Here is a 16,058-nt window from a genome sequence, read left to right as displayed (position 1 = left end):
ACGACGGGCCCGCCGGGAAGGTGCTGACCGTGCGCGTGTCGGGCGGCGCGCCCGGCGTGAAGTACAGCCTGCGGCCCGGCACGCCCGTCCCGGACGACCACCCGGTCGCCGTGGCGCTCGATACGCGGCTGCCCATCGTGCAGGACAGTTACGTGCCGTTCCGGTCCGGGCGGCGCATGCCGGCCCAGGTGGACGCCTTCCCGGACCGGCAACGCGTGCTGGTCAGTTTCCGCCTGCCGGACCGGCCCGCCGCGCGGGACGAGGCGTGACGCACCGCCTGACCTTCGGGCGCCCCGCCCCCGGCGCGCAGCGCACCCCGCGCGGCTGGGAGTGGCGCTGGACCGGCGCGGCCGTCATGGGCATCCTGAACGTCACGCCGGACAGTTTCAGCGACGGCGGGCGCCACGCGGCCCTGCAAGACGCCCTGGCCGCCGCGCAGGCCATGCGGGAGGCCGGGGTGGTCATCCTGGACATCGGCGGCGAGAGCACGCGGCCCGGCGCGGCCCCGGTGCCCGCCCACGAGGAACTCGACCGGGTGCTGCCGGTCATCCGCGCCCTGAGGAGCGCGGACGTGCTGCTCAGCGTGGATACCATGAAGCCCGAGGTGGCCGCCGAGGCGCTGCGGGCCGGAGCGCACCTGATCAACGACGTGACCGGCCTGCGCGACCCCCAGATGCGCCGCGTGTGCGCCGAGGCCGGCGCGCCCGCCTGCGTGATGCACATGCAGGGCGACCCGCAGACCATGCAGGCCGCGCCGCACTACGCCGACGTGGTCGCGGAAGTCCACGGTTACCTGCGGGCGCAGGCGCGCGAGGCGCTGGACGCCGGCGTGCCGGACGTGCTGCTCGACCCCGGCATCGGCTTCGGAAAGACGCTGGAACACAACCTGAGCCTGCTGCGCGCCCTGCCGGACCTGACGGCCGGTCCGCACCCCGTCCTGATCGGCGCGAGCCGCAAGCGCCTGATCGACTTCATGGCCAGCGTGCCGCACGCCGCCGACCGCGACCCCGGCACGCTGGCCCTGCACCTGCACGCCGCCCGCTGCGGGGCCGCCGTGGTCCGCGCGCACGCCGCCGCCGCGCACGTCCAGGCGCTGCGAGTCCAGGCTGCCCTGGGCGGCGGGGACCGGACGCGGCCGCCCGGGCCGCGGCGGACGCTAGACTCGGGTGTGATGCACCACACCGACACGGAGCGCGCGTGAGCCGCGTCGTCCTCCAGGGACTGGAATTCCACGCCCGGCACGGCGTGTACGACACCGAGGCGGTCCTGGGCGCCCGCTTCGTCGTGGACGCCGAACTGCACTACGCCTTCGCGGACCTGAACGACGACCTGAACGAGGCCGTCAACTACGCCAGCGTCTACGCCGCCATCCAGGAGGAGGTCACGGGCACCCGCCACCAGCTGATCGAGGTGCTGACCGCCCGCATCGGCCGCCGCCTGCTGCGCGACCACCCGGCCCTGACCGCCGTGACGGTCCGCGTCCACAAGCCCTTCGCGCCGCTGCCCGGCGTGTTCCGGGACGTGTTCACGGAACTGACCCTCAGCCGCGCCGGAAGCTGACCCATGACCGCGCCCGACCCGCCGCACGCCGACGCCTTCATCGCGCTGGGCGCGAACCTGGGCGACCCGCTGCGCACGCTGCGCTGGGCCGTCACGCAACTGGGCGCGCTGGGCCGCGTGCAGGGCGTGTCGGCGCTGTACCGGACCGCGCCCGTCGGCGGCCCACCCGGCCAGCCCGACTACCTGAACGCCGTCGCGCAACTGCGGACCACCCTGCCCCCCGCCGCGCTGCTCGGCGCGCTGCACGCCCTGGAAGCCCAGGCAGGCCGGGAACGCCACGAACGCTGGGCGGCCCGCACCCTGGACCTGGACCTGATCACGTACGCGGACCTGACGTGCCATGATCCCGCCCTGACCCTCCCGCACCCGCGCGCCTGGGAGCGGCCCTTCGTGCTCGGCCCCCTGCGGGACCTGAACCCGGACCTGCGCTGCCCCGTCAGCGGCGAGAGCGTGCGGGACGCCCTGCGCCGGCTCGGCACCGCCGAACTGGGCCGGCGGGACCCCGGCTGGCTGCGCCCCCGCCCTGCCCCGCCGCCCAGCTGACCGTCACCCCCCACGCCGTTCCCGTGACGCCGGGACGCTATGCTGAGAGGCGACATGAGTGAGCACACCAAAACCACCGGCCACGGAGGCGCAGGCCGCGCGCTGCTGTGGGTTGCCATCCTCCTGAGCGTGACCCTCCTGGGCTTCGTCACCGCCACCGCCGTGCGCAACAACCCGATCTACAGCGACCGGGACGCCAACGGCATCAGCAAGTACAAGTTCATCGAGGCCTGCAAGGAACTCACGCACGACACCGACGAACTGACGGTCGGCGCTGCCGGCCAGAGCATCCCCCTGAAGACCCTGATCGAACAGAGCGCCCCCCTGAAAGCCGGCGACAGCATCCACGCCGACCTGGAAGCCGAACCGGTCGAGATCGTCCGCGCCACCCAGACCATCGACGGCGGCGGCTGGAGCCTGACCGCCCCCGCGACCGTCTCCGTCCACAGCGGCGGGCGCGTCAACACGCTGGGTCAGCTGCCCCTGCAGTGCACCCACGACCGCGAGACCGGCAAGACCACCGCGCAGCTCAGCCTGCCCGGCCAGTAACCAGCCTCCTCCCGCACCGCAGGCCGCGCCCACACAGGACGCGGCCTGCTCACGTTCCGGCTCGTCGGGCCAATCGGTTGTCACCCGCCCCCATCCCCCCACGACCGGGTGAGGCGTGCTACATCACCACTTCCAGGCCGCTGAGGCATTCCTCGGCAATCGCGCGGGCCAGGGGATCGCGGGTGCTGCGGGCGTAACTGACGCCCAGTTGCAGGTGCCGCTGACTGCCGGGCGCCCCCACCAGTTCCAGCGTCTGGTAGAACGCCAGGTGCGTGTGCGCCAGCAGCACGTCCCGCGTGCGTTCCGGCGGCAGCAGCGTCAGCAGGTCCAGCGCCTCGGCGTACGACGACAGGGCGCGGCGCTGATCCCCCTCGACCGCCCATTCACGCCCCAGTTGCAGGGCGCGGGCAGCAGTCAGGTACGCGCTTCTCATGACAGCGATTCTAGAGCATGACCGCCGGCACCCGCCCGCTGCCGTCCTGCTCCCACACTGCGGGGCAGCTCCACGAATCGCTCCGCTCGAATTGAACGACTCTGCACGCCCTGCAATCGGAATCCGTATCAGTCCAGGGGAATGACGCGCAGCGTGCCGGTCGCCGCCGGGCCGTCGATGGTCAGCACCTCCAGGCGGCAGGGGAGGTCGTCGCGGCCCAGTTCGCGCGTCAGGTACGTCAGGGCGGCGCGGTGCATCAGGGCCAGTTTGCGCGGCGTGACGCTCTCGGCGGCGCTGCCGAAGCGGGACGCGCCCCGCTGCCGGACCTCCGTGAACACCAGCACGCCCTCCGGGGTGCGCGAGATCACGTCGATCTCACCGCCCGGAATGCGGTAGTTGCGGGCCAGGACCTCGCGGCCCAGGCCGGTCAGGAACGCGGCGGCGCGGTCCTCGGCGGGTGCGCCCTTCACCCCGGACCTCCGACCGCGACCCGCGCCCCGCGTCCCATCAGGCCAGCCAGCCCGCCCAGCCCGTGAAGTCCGGCGCCGTGCGTTCCGCGCCCGCCTCGCGCAGGGCCGCGCCGGGCACGGTGGTGGTCAGGGCGACCACGCGGCACCCGGCGCCCGCCGCGCTGCGCACCCCGTTCACGGCGTCCTCGTGCGCCAGGCAGGCGGCCGGGTCCAGGCCCAGCCGCGCGGCGCCCAGCAGGAACGGCTCCGGGTGCGGTTTGCCGCGCGTGACGTCCTCGCCCAGTACGCGCGGCCCGAAGCGGCCACCCAGACCCAGCGCCTGCATGCCGAACTCCACGTTCACGCGGTCGGCGCTCGTGACCAGCGCGAACGGAATGCCGCGCGCGTCCAGGGCGTCCAGGTACGCGCTCAGGCCCGCCACCTCCCGCAGCGCGCCCGCCGCGAGTTCCCGGTAGCGGCCCTCCTTGGCCTCATGGAAGCGTGCGGCCAGCGCCCCGTCCGGGTAGGTGCCGGTCAGGCGTTCGATGATCTCCGGGTTGCGACCCCCGTCCACCTTGGTATCCAGGTCGTACTCGGACAGGGTCAGACCCAGCACGCTGGCCGCCACCTCCTGCCACGCCTGCCGGTGAAAGAGGTTGTTGTCGGTCAGGACGCCGTCCATGTCGAACAGCACGCCCGCCGGACGCCACGGCCAGCCGCTCACAGCGCCTCTCCGGGGCTGTCCAGTTCGTCCGGGCCGTGCCCCAGGTCACGCAGCAGGTCGCGGTACATTCGTGCGGCCCGGACGCGCACGTCGTCCAGCGTGGCGTCCTCGGGCGCGAACTCCAGCGCGGCGTCCAGCGCGCCGGCCAGGACCGCCCCGTAGATCGGCCAGCGTTCCTGGGTGGGGGGCGCGCCGTGCGGGATGGTGGGCGCGGTCCCGTCCAGGGCCTGGAGGGCCGATTCGGACGCCACGCGTTCCGCGTCGCGTTTGCTGCGGCCCTCGCCGCCCCCGCCGAGCACCTGCCCGCCCACCCGGACCGTCACCCGGAAGCGGCGGTCGTGCGGGGGGCCGTGCGTCTCGGCCTCGAAGGTGGGCGCGCCCAGCCCCAGCGTCAGCGCCCGCGCGATCAGATCACCCTTGGCATTCATGCCGCCCAGCGTAGCGTCCCGCCGCCGCGCCACGCCACACCCGCCGCCCCACAACCCACCGCCCCACACGCCGCGCCCGTGCGCTAGGCTGAGCGCCCGGAGCAACCCACCGCGGACACCCCCTGCCCGCACCCACCCCACCCCGCCCAGCATGGCGCGGGGGCCGCCGCCCTGCCTCCGGAGGTTTTCCACCTTGACCACACCCACCGTCCAAGATCCCGCCCGCCGCGTCGTACTGGGCCTGCAACACTCGGTCGCCATGTTCGGCGCGACCGTCCTCGTGCCCATCCTGGTGGGCCTGTCCCCCAGCGTCGCGCTGTTTGGCGCGGGCGTCGCCACGCTGCTGTTCCACCTGCTCACGCGCGGGCAGGTGCCGATCTTCCTGGGCAGCTCGTTCGCGTTCATCGCGCCCACCGCGCTGGTCGTCAAGGAATTCGGCCCCGCCGCCGCCGGGGGTGGCCTGATCGCCGCCGGGGCCATGTACCTGCTGTTCAGCGGCCTCGTGAAACTCCTGGGGACGGACCGGCTGCTGCGGGTGTTCCCGCCCGTCGTGACCGGCCCCGTCATCATCGTGATTGGCCTGGGCCTCAGCAGCGTCGCCGTGAACCAGGCCAAGACGAACTGGTGGCTGGCCCTCGTCACGCTGGCCGCCGCCGTGATCGCCAGCCTGTGGGGACGCGGCCTGTTCCGCATGCTGCCCATCCTGATCGGCGTCGTCACCGGGTACGCCGTGTCCCTGCTCACCGGGCAGGTCAGCCGGGAGGGCCTGGACGCCATCGCCGCCGCGCCCCTGCTGGGCCTCCCGGACTTCCACGCGCCCACCCTGGACTGGCGGGCCGTGGCGATCATCGCGCCCGTCGCGGTCGTCACGTTCATCGAACATGTCGGGGACGTCATCGTGAACGGCCGCGTCGTCGGCAAGAACTTCCTGGAGAAACCCGGCCTGAGCCGCACCCTGTTCGCCGACGGCATCGCCAACATGAGCAGCGCCGCCCTCGGCGGACCCGCCGCCACCACCTACGCCGAGAACACCGGCGTCCTGGCCCTGACCCGCGTGTACGACCCGCGCGTCCTGCAGATCGGGGCGGCGTTCGCGGTGCTGTTCGGCTGCTCCCCGAAACTCGCCGCTGTTCTGAAAAGCCTCCCGCAGGGCGTGCTGGGCGGCGTGAGCATCCTGCTGTTCGGCATGATCGCGTCGGTCGGCATCCGCACCCTCAGCGAGGCCCGCATTGACTTCGCGCACAGCCGCAACCTGATCATCGTGTCCCTGATCCTGGTCCTCGGGCTGGGTGGCGCGGCGTTCCCCGTCACGGTGGGCGGCACCAGCCTCAGCCTGTCCGGCATGGCGCTCGCCGCCCTGACCGGCATCGTCGCCAACCTGATCCTGCCCCGCCAGCGCGACGAGGCCGACGGCCCACCGGAACGTACCCTGCACTGATACGGACTCCGGTTGAATGGGCTGCAAAGCCCGCTGGGTCCGAGCGGATGCGACTCGGAGAGCTGCTCCGCAGAGTGGGAGAGAAACGCCCCTCCGGACGTGGAGCTGGCAGGGGCGGTGACGTTCCGGATTGTTGGCGAAACAGACGGCAGTCCGTATGAAGGTGTCCCGCGCCCCGGCCCGGTCTGTCAAATGAGGCAGCGGGCCGGGGCGCGCGTTGCTAGGCTCGGGGTCATGAAACGACATCTCGTTCTGGCCGCCCTGCTGACCCTCACGCCCCTCGCCCACGCCGGCAGCGGTAACGCCGCCCCGCGCGCCGTGACGCCCTTCGGCACGCCGAAAGCCCTGCCCGCCAACGCCCTGGTCCGCCCCGGCCAGACCTGGGTCATGACCGGCACCGCCGCTGGTGGCGAACGCATCAGCCGCGAACTGAAACTGAGCGCCCAGGCCCCCGAGTGGGACGACGGCTGGGACTTCGAGGCGGACAAGGGCCTCTTCAGCTGGCAACCCGAGGACCGCTTGATTATCGCTACGGACGTCCTGACCGGCATGACCGACGACACCGACATCCACATGTGCCTGGGCATGGTCGAGGGCAGCGGCGCGCGCGGCGTGTTGCTCAGCGGCGACCTGGACACGCTCCAGTCGTACATCCCGAAGCTCGACGCGGCCACCGACGAGCCCCGCAACGCCGACGAATTCGTGCAGGCCGTCCGCAAGGCCGGCGTGGCCGCCGGAACCTGCACCCTGACCCTGAAACGCTGAATCCAGGCTGCATCCACCAAGAGGCGGGCCGCCCACGTTTCCGGGGCGGCCCGCCTGTGTTCCGCGGCGCTCAGCGCCGCCCGCGTGACCGGACTTTCTGCCCCGGCACGGTCGCCTGCTTGAACTCCTTGCCCTGCAACCTGGCCTCGATGGCGCGGATCTGGTCGCGCAGGCTGGCGGCCCGCTCGAAGTCCAGGTCCTCGGACGCCTGCCACATGTCCAGCTCCAGGTCGGTGAGCTGGGCGGTCAGGGCGTCGCGGTCGGTGCCGACGTTCTCGGAGGTGACCTCGTCGGGCTGTTCCTCGCCGCGGATGACGTCGCGCACGCCCTTGATGACGGTGGTGGGCGTGATGCCGTGCTCCTCGTTGAACGCGGTCTGCTTCTCGCGGCGGCGCTGCGTCTCGTCCATCGCGAATTGCATGGCGGGCGTGACCGAGTCGCCATACAGGATGACCTCGCCGTTCACGTTGCGGGCCGCGCGGCCGATCGTCTGGATCAGCGCGCGTTCGGAGCGCAGGAAGCCGGGCTTGTCGGCGTCGAGAATGGCGACCAGCGAGACTTCCGGCAGGTCCAGGCCCTCGCGCAGCAGGTTGATGCCGACCAGCACGTCGTAGTGCCCCAGCCGCAGGTCGCGGATGATGACCTGACGCTCCACGCTGTCGATGTCGCTGTGCATGTAGCGCGCCTTGACGCCCTTTTCCAGCAGGTACTCGGTCAGGTCCTCGGACATGCGCTTGGTCAGCGTGGTGACCAGGGTGCGTTCGCCTTTCGCGGCGCGTTCGCGCACGCGGCCCAGCAGGTCCTCGATCTGCCCGTTGATGGGCCGCACCGTCACGGGCGGGTCCACCAGCCCGGTCGGGCGGATGATCTGATCCGCCACCGAGTCGCTGTGCTCGCGCTCGTACGGGCCGGGCGTGGCCGACACGAACACCAGTTGCCCGGTCTTGCTCATGAACTCGTCGAAGTTCAGCGGGCGGTTGTCCATCGCGCTTGGCAGGCGGAAGCCGTAATCCACCAGCGTCTGCTTGCGGGCGCGGTCGCCGTTCGCCATCCCGCCGATCTGCGGGACCGTCACGTGCGACTCGTCGATGAACGTCACGAAGTCGTCCGGGAAGTAATCCAGCATGGTGTACGGCGTGTGCCCCGCCGCGCGCCCGTCGATATGCCGCGAGTAGTTCTCGATGCCCGAGCAGTACCCCAGCACCTTCAGCATCTCCAGGTCGTACAGGGTGCGCTCTTTCAGGCGCTGCGCCTCCAGCAGCTTCCCGGTCGACCGGAAGTACTCCAGCCGCTCGTCCAGTTCCTGCTGGATGGTCACGATGGCCCGCTCGATGTTCCCCGCGCTGCTCACGTAATGCTTGGCCGGGTACACCACCGTCGCGTCCAGCTCCGCCAGCCGGTCCCCCGTCAGCGGATGCACCACCGTGATCCGCTCCACGTCGTCGCCCCACAGCTCGATCCGCAGCGGCTGCTCGTCGTACGCGGGCCACACCTCGATCATCTCGCCCTTCGCACGGAACCGGCCCGGCATCATCTCGATGTCGTTGCGCTCGTACTGCATGTTCACCAGCCGCCCCAGAATCTCGTCCCGGCTGACCTGCCCGCCCTTCTTCAGGATCAGGTTCAGCGCCGTGTACTCCTTCGGGTCGCCCAGGCCGTAGATGCAGCTCACCGACGCCACCACGATCGTGTCGCGCCGCGTCAGCAGACTGCGCGTCGTGGAGTGCCGCAGCCGCTCGATCTCCTGGTTCACGCTGGCGTCCTTCTCGATGAACAGGTCCTTGCCCGGCACGTACGCCTCGGGCTGGTAGTAGTCGTAGTAACTGATGAAGAACTCCACCGCCGCGTCCGGGAAGAACTCCCGGAACTCGGACGCCAGCTGCGCGGTGAGGATCTTGTTCGGCGCCATGATCAACGCCGGGCGCCCCGTTTCCTCGATGACTTTCGCCACGGAGTAGGTCTTGCCGGTGCCGGTCGCCCCGAGCAGGGTCTGGAACCGGAGGCCGGAGTCCAGGCCGTCGACCAGTGAGCGGATGGCGGTGGGTTGATCGCCGGACGGCGTGAAGTTCGACTGGACCTTGAGCATGGGACCTCCGGGGGTGGGGGAGAGGGCAGGGGGCGGGCGCAGCCCGAACGAATCTCCGTATTTTACGCCCCGGACGTAAGTGGATGGTAAGCGAGATGGCTGAAGGGAACCTTGACCTGCGCGCCGTACACTGCCCGTCATGCGCGCCCGTCCTGCTGCCCTGATCTTCATTCTGCTGACCGCCCTGATCGACATCATCGGGATCGGGCTGATCATTCCGGTGTTGCCGGGGCTGGTGAAGGAACTGGCGGGGTCGGAGGTGGCGGGTGCGCGGACGATCGGGCTGCTGACGGCGGCGTACGCGGTGATGCAGTTCATCTTCGCGCCGATCCTGGGGGTGCTGAGTGACCGTTTCGGGCGGCGGCCGGTGCTGCTGTTCGCCCTGAGTGGCATGGCTCTGGATTACCTGCTGCTGGCGTTCGCGCCGAATCTGGCGTGGCTCTTCGTGGGCCGCATCCTGGCGGGGATCACCGGGGCGAGCCTGACGGTCGCGAACGCCTACATCGCGGACGTGTCGCCGCCCGAGGACCGCGCGAAGAACTTCGGGCTGCTGGGCGCGACGTTCGGGGTGGGCTTCATCCTGGGGCCGGCGCTGGGCGGCCTGCTGGGCGAGTACGGGCTGCGGGTGCCGTTCATGGTCGCGGCAGCCCTGACGGGCCTGAACGTGCTGTACGGCCTGTTCGTGCTGCCCGAGTCGCTGCCGGTCAGTGCGCGTGGCAAGGCCATGCGGCGCGCGGACCTGAACCCGCTGCTGCCGCTGAAGGCGCTCGGGGAGTATCCGATCCTGCGGTCCCTGGCGCTGACGTTCGTGCTGCTGGGCCTGGCGGGGCAGGTGATCTTCAGTACCTGGGTGCTGTACACCGAACGGGTCCTCACCTGGACGCCGGGGCAGAACGGGGTGGCGCTGGCGTTCTTCGGGCTGCTCACGGCCGCCGTGCAGGGCGGCCTGATCGGGCCGTTCATCGCGCGCTTCGGGGACCGGCGGACCATCATGACCGGACTGGTCGCCAGCATCCTGGAATTCCTGGTGCTCAGCGTGGCCCGCAGCGGCGCGCTGCTGTACGCCTCACTGGTCGTGGGCGCCCTGGGGGGCCTCGCCAACCCGGCCATTCAGGGCCTGATTTCCCGGCAGGTGAGCGAATCCGAGCAGGGCCGCGTGCAGGGTGCGATCACCAGCCTGAACTCCCTGGTCGCCGTGGTCGGGCCGGTCCTGGCGACGGCCGTGTACGCCTACGGCCTCACGCACGGTTTCCCCGGCGCGGCGTTCCTGATGGGCGCGCTGCTGTCCGTGGCGGGCACGCTGCTGATCCTGGGCGTGCTGCGCGGCATGCCGGACACGGGGCGGCCGACGCAGGGTTGATGGTTGATGGAGGATGGTTGATGGTGAACGGCAAGCCCACAACTGACTGCCTGCTGCCTATTTCCCACTGCCCTCCCGCAGCACCTCCTCGGCGACGGTCAGGAAGGCGCGCACGACCGGGCTGGCGCCATCGCCGCGCCGCCACACGGCGACGATCTCGACGGTGGGGGCGTCCTCGACGGGGCGGTACACTACGCCGGGCAGGCTCAGGCGGCTGAAGAACTCGATGGGCAGGAACACGCCGACGCCCGCCGCGACCAGGGACAGCAGGGTGGGGATCTCGATGGCTTCCTGCACGACGTGCGGCGTGAAGCCGGACGCGGCGCACCAGCGCATGACCTGATCGAAGTACGTGGCGCGCAGCTGCCGGGGGAAGAACACGAAGTTCTCGCCGCTCAGGTCGCTGATCTTCAGGCGGCGTTTGCGGGCCAGGGGGTGTTCGGCGGGCAGGGCCGCGACGAGGGGCTGGCGCCACAGGGGCCGCGAGTCCAGGGTGGGGTCGCGGACCGGGAGCAGCATCAGGCCGATGTCGATCTGCCCCCCGCGCAGCCCGGCTTCCTGTTCCTGGGCTGTGAGTTCGCGCAGGTCCACGCTGACGTTCGGGTACAGTTCGCGGAAGCGGCGCACGATTTCCGGCAGGCCCCCGAACGCCAGACCGCTGACGAACCCGACGGTCAGGCGGCCCACCTCGCCCCGCGCGGCGCGGCGGGCGCGTTCCACGGTCTGCCCGGCCAGCAGCAGCGTCTCGCGCGCCCCGACCAGGAATTCCTGCCCGGCGGGCGTGAGTTGCACGCGGCGGGTGGTGCGCAGCACGAGCGGCACCCCGACCTCCTCCTCCAGGTTGCGGATGGAGTTGCTCAGGGCCTGCTGCACCACGAACACCCGTTCGGCGGCCCGCCCGAAGTGTTCCTCCTCGGCCAGGGCGACGAAGTGCCGCAGGTGGCGCAGTTCGATCATGTGGCGGCCGGGGCGGACGGGCTGGGGGTGGGCGGCGTGGGCATTGCCCTCCAGCGTAACTCCGGAAACCCACCAGTACCAGTGGTGAATCCTGTGAGAATCCCCTGTTGGAAGTGTGGAACAGGGGGGCCTAGACTGCTGGCATGACCTCATCTCCTCCGAACAGACCGCCCCGCACCGGCATGAGCGCGCAGGAGCGCGAGAAGCTGAACTCCGTGGAGACGCAGGAGTGGCTCGACTCGCTGGCGTACGTGTTCGCGAACGCCGGTGACAACCGCGCGGCGGAACTGCTCGAGGAACTCGACCACTACGCGTACTTCCACGGCGCGCCCATCACGTTCAAGCAGAACACGCCGTACATCAACACCATCGACGCCGACGCGCAGCCCGAGTACCCCGGCGACCCCGAGATTGAACGCCGGATCCGCAACATCATCCGCTGGAACGCCGTCGTCATGGTCATCAAGGCCAACAAGAAGAGCGACGGCATCGGCGGCCACCTGAGCACGTACGCCAGCGCCGCCGAGCTGCTGGAGGTGGGCTTCAACCACTTCTTCCGCGGCCACGGCGCCGGGCAGGACCGCGACCTGATCTTCTACCAGGGCCACGCCAGCCCCGGCGTGTACGCCCGCTCCTTCCTGGAGGGCCGTTTCGACGAGGCGCGCATGAACCGCTTCCGCCGCGAACTGCAACCCGACGGCGAGGGCCTCAGCTCCTACCCGCACCCGTGGCTGATGCCCGACTACTGGGAATTCCCGACCGTCAGCATGGGCCTGGGCCCCATCCAGGCGATCTACCAGGCGCGCTTCATCAAGTACCTCGAGAACCGCGAACTGAAACCCAAGGGCGACGCGAAGGTCTGGGCGTTCCTGGGTGACGGCGAGATGGACGAGCCGCAGAGCATCGGCGCGATCCGATTTGCCGCGTACGAGAACCTCGACAACCTGATCTTCGTGCTGAACGCCAACCTCCAGCGCCTCGACGGCCCGGTGCGCGCGAACTCCAAGGTCATCCAGGAGTTCGAGGCGCTGTTCCGTGGCGCCGGCTGGAACGTCATCAAGGTCATCTGGGATTCCAAGTGGGACGAACTGCTGCAGAAGGACTACAACGGCACCATCGTCAAACGCTTCGAACTGCTGGTGGACGGCGAGTCGCAGCGCTACGCGGCCTTCGGCGGCAAGGAGCTGCGCGAGAAGTTCTTCAACACCCCGGAACTCAAGGCCCTGATCGACGGCTGGAGCGACGCCGACCTGGAACTCCTGAACCGCGGCGGGCACGACATCCACAAGATCTACGCCGCGTACAAGGCCGCCACCGAGCACAAGGGCAGCCCCACCATCATCATCCCGCGCACCATCAAGGGCTACGGCCTCGGCGAGAGCGCCCAGGCCCGCAACGTCGCCCACCAGGTGAAGAAACTCGACTTCCACACCCTCAAGTCGCTGCGTGACACGCTGGAACTCCCGCTGACCGACGAGCAGGTCGAGCACATGGAGTACTACCACCCCGGCCCGGACAGCGCGGAAGTGAAGTACGCCCTCGAACGCCGCGCCGCGCTCGGCGGTCCGATCCCCGCCCGCCGGGTCGAGTACCCGCACCCCACCATCCCCAACGGCGAGTTCTACGAGGAGTTCGCCAAGGGCAGCGGCGACCGTCAGGTGAGCACCACCATGGCCGCCGTGCAGATCATCAGCAAACTGCTGCGCGACAAGGAGATCGGCAAACTGGTCGTGCCCATCGTGCCCGACGAGGCCCGCACCTTCGGCATGGACGCCCTGGTGCCCCGCATCGGCATCTACTCCCCGCGCGGGCAGACGTACACCCCGGTCGATTCCGGCAGCCTGATGGCCTACAAGGAAAGCGTGAACGGCCAGATGCTCGAAGAGGGCATCACCGAGGACGGCGCGATGGCCTCCTGGATCGCCGCCGGCACCGCGTACGCCAACCACGGCGTGCCGACCATCCCGTTCTTCGTGCTGTACTCCATGTTCGGCATGCAGCGCGTCGGTGACCTCGTGTGGGCCGCCGCCGACCAGCGCGCTCGCGGCTTCATCCTGGGCGCCACCGCCGGCCGCACCACCCTGGCCGGCGAGGGCCTGCAACACCAGGACGGCAACAGCCACCTCCAGGCGTACGTCGTGCCCAACCTGAAAACCTACGACCCGGCCTTCGCGTACGAACTGGCCGTGATCATCGAGAGCGGCATCCAGCGCATGTACGTGGACGGCATCGACGAGTTCTACTACGTCACCATCGACAACGAGAACGAGGTGCAGCCCGCCATGCCCACGGACGGCCGCAGCCACGAGGAGATCCGCGAGGGCATCGTGCGCGGCCTGTACCGCCTGCAGAAGAGCGCGCACAAGGGCAAACTCCGGGCGCAGATCCTCGCGGGTGGCCCCGCCATGGGCGCCGCGCAGGAAGCCGTCAAGGCCCTCGAGGCGTACGGCGTGGCCGCCGACCTGTGGAGCGTGACCAGTTACAAGGAACTCCACCAGGACGCCCTGCTCGCCCAGCGTCACAACATGCTGCACCCCACCGAGGAACCCCGCGTGCCGTACGTGGCGCAGCAGCTGAGCAAGGAGAACGCCCCCGGCGTCCTGATCAGCGTCAGCGACTACATCAAGCTCGGCGCGGACGGCCTGAACGGCCACCTGGACCGCAAACTCTGGACACTCGGCACCGATGGCTTCGGCCGCAGCGAGGCCCGCGAGGAACTCCGCGACTTCTTCGAGGTCGACACCAAGCACGTCGTCCTGGCCACCCTGTACGCCCTGCAACGCGACGGCAAGATCAAGGGCGACGTCGTGGCGAAAGCGATTGCCGACCTCGGCATCGACCCGGAACGCGACGCTCCCGTCCTGCGTTAAAGGGTGACAGTTGATGGTTGATGGAACACCCGTCGACCATCAACCTTCTCCTATCAACCATCACCACCTCTCCGAAGGAGAACCATCATGGCGACTGAACTGAAACTCCCCGACGTGGGCGACAACATCGAGCAGGGCACGGTCGTGACCGTGCTCGTCAAACCGGGCGACACCGTCACCGAGGGCCAGCCCATCATCGAGATCGAGACCGACAAGGCCGTCGTCGAGGTGCCCGCCGAGGCCGCCGGCACTGTGGAAGCCGTGAACGTGACCGTGGGCGACACCGTGAAGGTCGGCGGCGTGATCGCCACCCTGGGCGGCGCAGGTGCCTCCCCGGCCACCTCCAGCCAGGGCGGCGGAAACGAGGCCGCGCAGGCCGAGAGCACCGGCACGTCCAGCGACGCCGATCAGGCCAACCGGGTCGCGCAGGCGCAGCAGGCCGCGCAGAAAGAACAGGCCGGCACGACCGCCCCGGCCCAGGACAGCGCCGCCCAGGACAATGCCGCCCAGACCGGCGCGGCCCCGGCCAGCGGCGGCGCGCAGATCACCCTGCCGGACGTGGGTGACAACATCGAGCAGGGCACGGTCGTGACCGTGCTCGTCAAGGCCGGCGACACCGTCACCGAGGGCCAGCCTGTCATCGAGATTGAAACCGACAAGGCCGTCGTCGAGGTGCCCGCCAACGCAGGCGGCACCGTGCAGAGCGTCAGCGTGACCGTGGGTGACACCGTGAAGGTCGGCGGCGTGATCGCCACGCTGGGCGGCGGCAACGCCGCGGCCGCGCCCGCCGCTGCACCTGCCCCCGCCCCGGCTGCACCGGCCGCCCCTGCACCCGCACCGGCCCAGCCCGCCGGAGCGCCCGCCGCGCAGGCCGCCGCCCCCAGGCAGTCCGGCACGCAGAACCCCCAGACCTTCGACGGCCGCAACGTCGTTCCCGCCGCGCCCAGCGTCCGCCGCCTCGCCCGCGAACTCGGCGTGGACATTCACGCCGTGCAGGGCACCGGCATCGCCGGCCGCATCAGCGAGGAGGACGTACGCCGCACCGGCGGCACCCCCACTGTCACCGCGCCCGCCACCGCGCAGGCCAGCGCCCCTGCCGCCGCGCCTGCCGTGGCCGCCGCGCCCCTCCCCAACTTCGAGAAGTGGGGCCGCGTGACTCGCGAGGACATGAGTGGCATCCGCAAGGCCACCGTGCGCTCCATGACCGCCAGCACCGCGATCCCCATGGTCACGCACTTCGACAAGGCCGACGTGACCCTGATGGAAGAGACCCGCAAACGCTTCGGCGCGCGCGTCGAGAAGGCCGGCGGCAAACTCACCATGACCCACATCCTGATGAAGGTCGTCGCGAACGCCCTGCGTCAGTTCCCCAAATTCGGCGCCAGCCTCGACCTCGACGCCCAGCAGGTCATCTACAAGGACTTCGTGAACATCGGCGTCGCCGTGGACACGCCCGTCGGCCTGCTCGTCCCCGTCGTCAAGGACGCCGACCGCAAGAGCATCACCGAACTCGTCCTCGAACTGAGCGAACTGGCCGGCCGGGCCCGCGACCGCAAACTCAAACCCGACGAGATGCAGGGCGCCACCTTCACGATTTCCAACCTCGGCGGGATCGGCGGGCACGCCTTCACGCCCATCGTGAACAGCCCCGAAGTCGCCATCCTCGGCGTGAGCCGTGGCGGCATGGAACCCGTCTGGAACAAAGAAACCGGCGCGTTCGAACCCCGCAACATGCTCCCCCTCAGCCTCACCTACGACCACCGCCTGATCGACGGCGCCGACGCCGCCCGCTTCGTGCGCTTCATCTGCGAGAGCCTCGAAGACCCCTTCCTGATCTCGCTGTAACGCAGGCCGATGGCAGAAGGCTGAAGGCAAGAGAGAAGACCCCCGTCCGCG

General features: G+C 70.3%; 16 protein-coding genes (1 of these 16 cut by a window edge). 10 read left to right on the top strand and 6 right to left on the bottom strand.

Annotation, left to right across the window (positions count from 1 at the left end; all coding sequences use genetic code 11):
* The 5 genes in view from CBQ26_RS16690 to CBQ26_RS16670 are tightly spaced (at most 54 nt apart) and all read left to right on the top strand, a layout consistent with a single transcriptional unit that may run on beyond the window.
* Positions 1-269 carry the 3' end of an ImmA/IrrE family metallo-endopeptidase gene (locus tag CBQ26_RS16690; protein ID WP_088249783.1) on the top strand. 505 nt of this gene lie to the left of the window's left edge, so 269 of the gene's 774 nt are visible here — the last part of the coding sequence; its start codon lies beyond the left edge, outside the window; its stop codon occupies positions 267-269.
* Positions 266-1,201: a dihydropteroate synthase gene (folP, locus tag CBQ26_RS16685; RefSeq protein WP_229844090.1), complete on the top strand. Its 936-nt coding sequence runs from the start codon at positions 266-268 to the stop codon at positions 1,199-1,201. Before CBQ26_RS16690 ends, folP begins: the two co-directional genes overlap by 4 nt.
* On the top strand, positions 1,198-1,560 hold the full coding sequence (gene folB, locus CBQ26_RS16680) for a dihydroneopterin aldolase (RefSeq protein ID WP_088249774.1): 363 nt from the start codon (positions 1,198-1,200) through the stop codon (positions 1,558-1,560). Before folP ends, folB begins: the two co-directional genes overlap by 4 nt.
* Before the next feature lie 3 nt (positions 1,561-1,563).
* Positions 1,564-2,103, top strand: coding sequence for a 2-amino-4-hydroxy-6-hydroxymethyldihydropteridine diphosphokinase (gene folK, locus CBQ26_RS16675; protein ID WP_088249773.1), 540 nt, complete (start codon positions 1,564-1,566; stop codon positions 2,101-2,103).
* A 54-nt stretch (positions 2,104-2,157) separates the two neighbouring features.
* Entirely contained in the window at positions 2,158-2,652 is a 495-nt protein-coding gene (locus CBQ26_RS16670; RefSeq protein ID WP_244898067.1) for a hypothetical protein, read from the top strand.
* Between the two features lie 118 nt (positions 2,653-2,770).
* Here the strand turns inward: CBQ26_RS16670 and CBQ26_RS16665 are convergent, their stop codons facing one another.
* The 4 genes from CBQ26_RS16665 to CBQ26_RS16650 form a co-directional block, all read right to left on the bottom strand.
* Positions 2,771-3,085 carry a hypothetical protein gene (locus tag CBQ26_RS16665; RefSeq protein WP_088249771.1) on the bottom strand — a complete coding sequence of 105 codons (315 nt, stop codon included), beginning with the start codon at positions 3,083-3,085 and terminating at the stop codon, positions 2,771-2,773.
* A 128-nt stretch (positions 3,086-3,213) separates the two neighbouring features.
* A complete protein-coding gene (locus CBQ26_RS16660) occupies positions 3,214-3,555 on the bottom strand; it encodes a YraN family protein (RefSeq protein WP_088249770.1) in 342 nt (113 codons plus the stop codon).
* A gap of 37 nt (positions 3,556-3,592) precedes the next feature.
* Positions 3,593-4,258: an HAD family hydrolase gene (locus CBQ26_RS16655; RefSeq protein ID WP_342351784.1), complete on the bottom strand. Its 666-nt coding sequence runs from the start codon at positions 4,256-4,258 to the stop codon at positions 3,593-3,595.
* A complete protein-coding gene (locus tag CBQ26_RS16650; RefSeq protein WP_088249769.1) occupies positions 4,255-4,686 on the bottom strand; it encodes a putative dsRNA-binding protein in 432 nt (143 codons plus the stop codon). Before CBQ26_RS16650 ends, CBQ26_RS16655 begins: the two co-directional genes overlap by 4 nt.
* A gap of 193 nt (positions 4,687-4,879) precedes the next feature.
* Here CBQ26_RS16650 and CBQ26_RS16645 point away from each other — a divergent pair, with 193 nt between their 5' ends.
* Positions 4,880-6,124, top strand: coding sequence for a uracil-xanthine permease family protein (locus tag CBQ26_RS16645; RefSeq protein ID WP_088249768.1), 1,245 nt, complete (start codon positions 4,880-4,882; stop codon positions 6,122-6,124).
* Positions 6,125-6,358: 234 nt separating this feature from the next.
* Entirely contained in the window at positions 6,359-6,889 is a 531-nt protein-coding gene (locus CBQ26_RS16640) for a hypothetical protein (protein ID WP_088249767.1), read from the top strand.
* A 70-nt stretch (positions 6,890-6,959) separates the two neighbouring features.
* Here the strand turns inward: CBQ26_RS16640 and uvrB are convergent, their stop codons facing one another.
* Positions 6,960-8,975 carry an excinuclease ABC subunit UvrB gene (uvrB, locus tag CBQ26_RS16635; protein ID WP_088249766.1) on the bottom strand — a complete coding sequence of 672 codons (2,016 nt, stop codon included), beginning with the start codon at positions 8,973-8,975 and terminating at the stop codon, positions 6,960-6,962.
* 139 nt (positions 8,976-9,114) lie between these two features.
* Between uvrB and CBQ26_RS16630 the strand changes: the two genes are divergently transcribed.
* Entirely contained in the window at positions 9,115-10,335 is a 1,221-nt protein-coding gene (locus CBQ26_RS16630) for a TCR/Tet family MFS transporter (RefSeq protein ID WP_088249765.1), read from the top strand.
* A gap of 57 nt (positions 10,336-10,392) precedes the next feature.
* Here the strand turns inward: CBQ26_RS16630 and CBQ26_RS16625 are convergent, their stop codons facing one another.
* Positions 10,393-11,289 carry a LysR family transcriptional regulator gene (locus CBQ26_RS16625; RefSeq protein ID WP_088249780.1) on the bottom strand — a complete coding sequence of 299 codons (897 nt, stop codon included), beginning with the start codon at positions 11,287-11,289 and terminating at the stop codon, positions 10,393-10,395.
* Positions 11,290-11,435: 146 nt separating this feature from the next.
* On the opposite strand from CBQ26_RS16625, the gene aceE reads away from it, so the two are divergent.
* Together aceE and aceF are read left to right on the top strand one after the other, a co-directional pair.
* Positions 11,436-14,162, top strand: a complete 2,727-nt coding sequence (gene aceE / locus CBQ26_RS16620) for a pyruvate dehydrogenase (acetyl-transferring), homodimeric type (RefSeq protein WP_088249764.1) — start codon at positions 11,436-11,438, stop codon at positions 14,160-14,162.
* A gap of 87 nt (positions 14,163-14,249) precedes the next feature.
* Positions 14,250-16,007: a dihydrolipoyllysine-residue acetyltransferase gene (gene aceF, locus CBQ26_RS16615; RefSeq protein ID WP_088249763.1), complete on the top strand. Its 1,758-nt coding sequence runs from the start codon at positions 14,250-14,252 to the stop codon at positions 16,005-16,007.
* Positions 16,008-16,058 lie beyond the last annotated feature (51 nt).

It is taken from the genome of Deinococcus indicus (assembly GCF_002198095.1).
In the GTDB taxonomy this organism is placed as follows: Bacteria; Deinococcota; Deinococci; order Deinococcales; family Deinococcaceae; genus Deinococcus; species Deinococcus caeni.
Note: the sequence above shows the minus strand (reverse complement) of the source record. Positions and strands in the feature narration are given on the sequence as shown.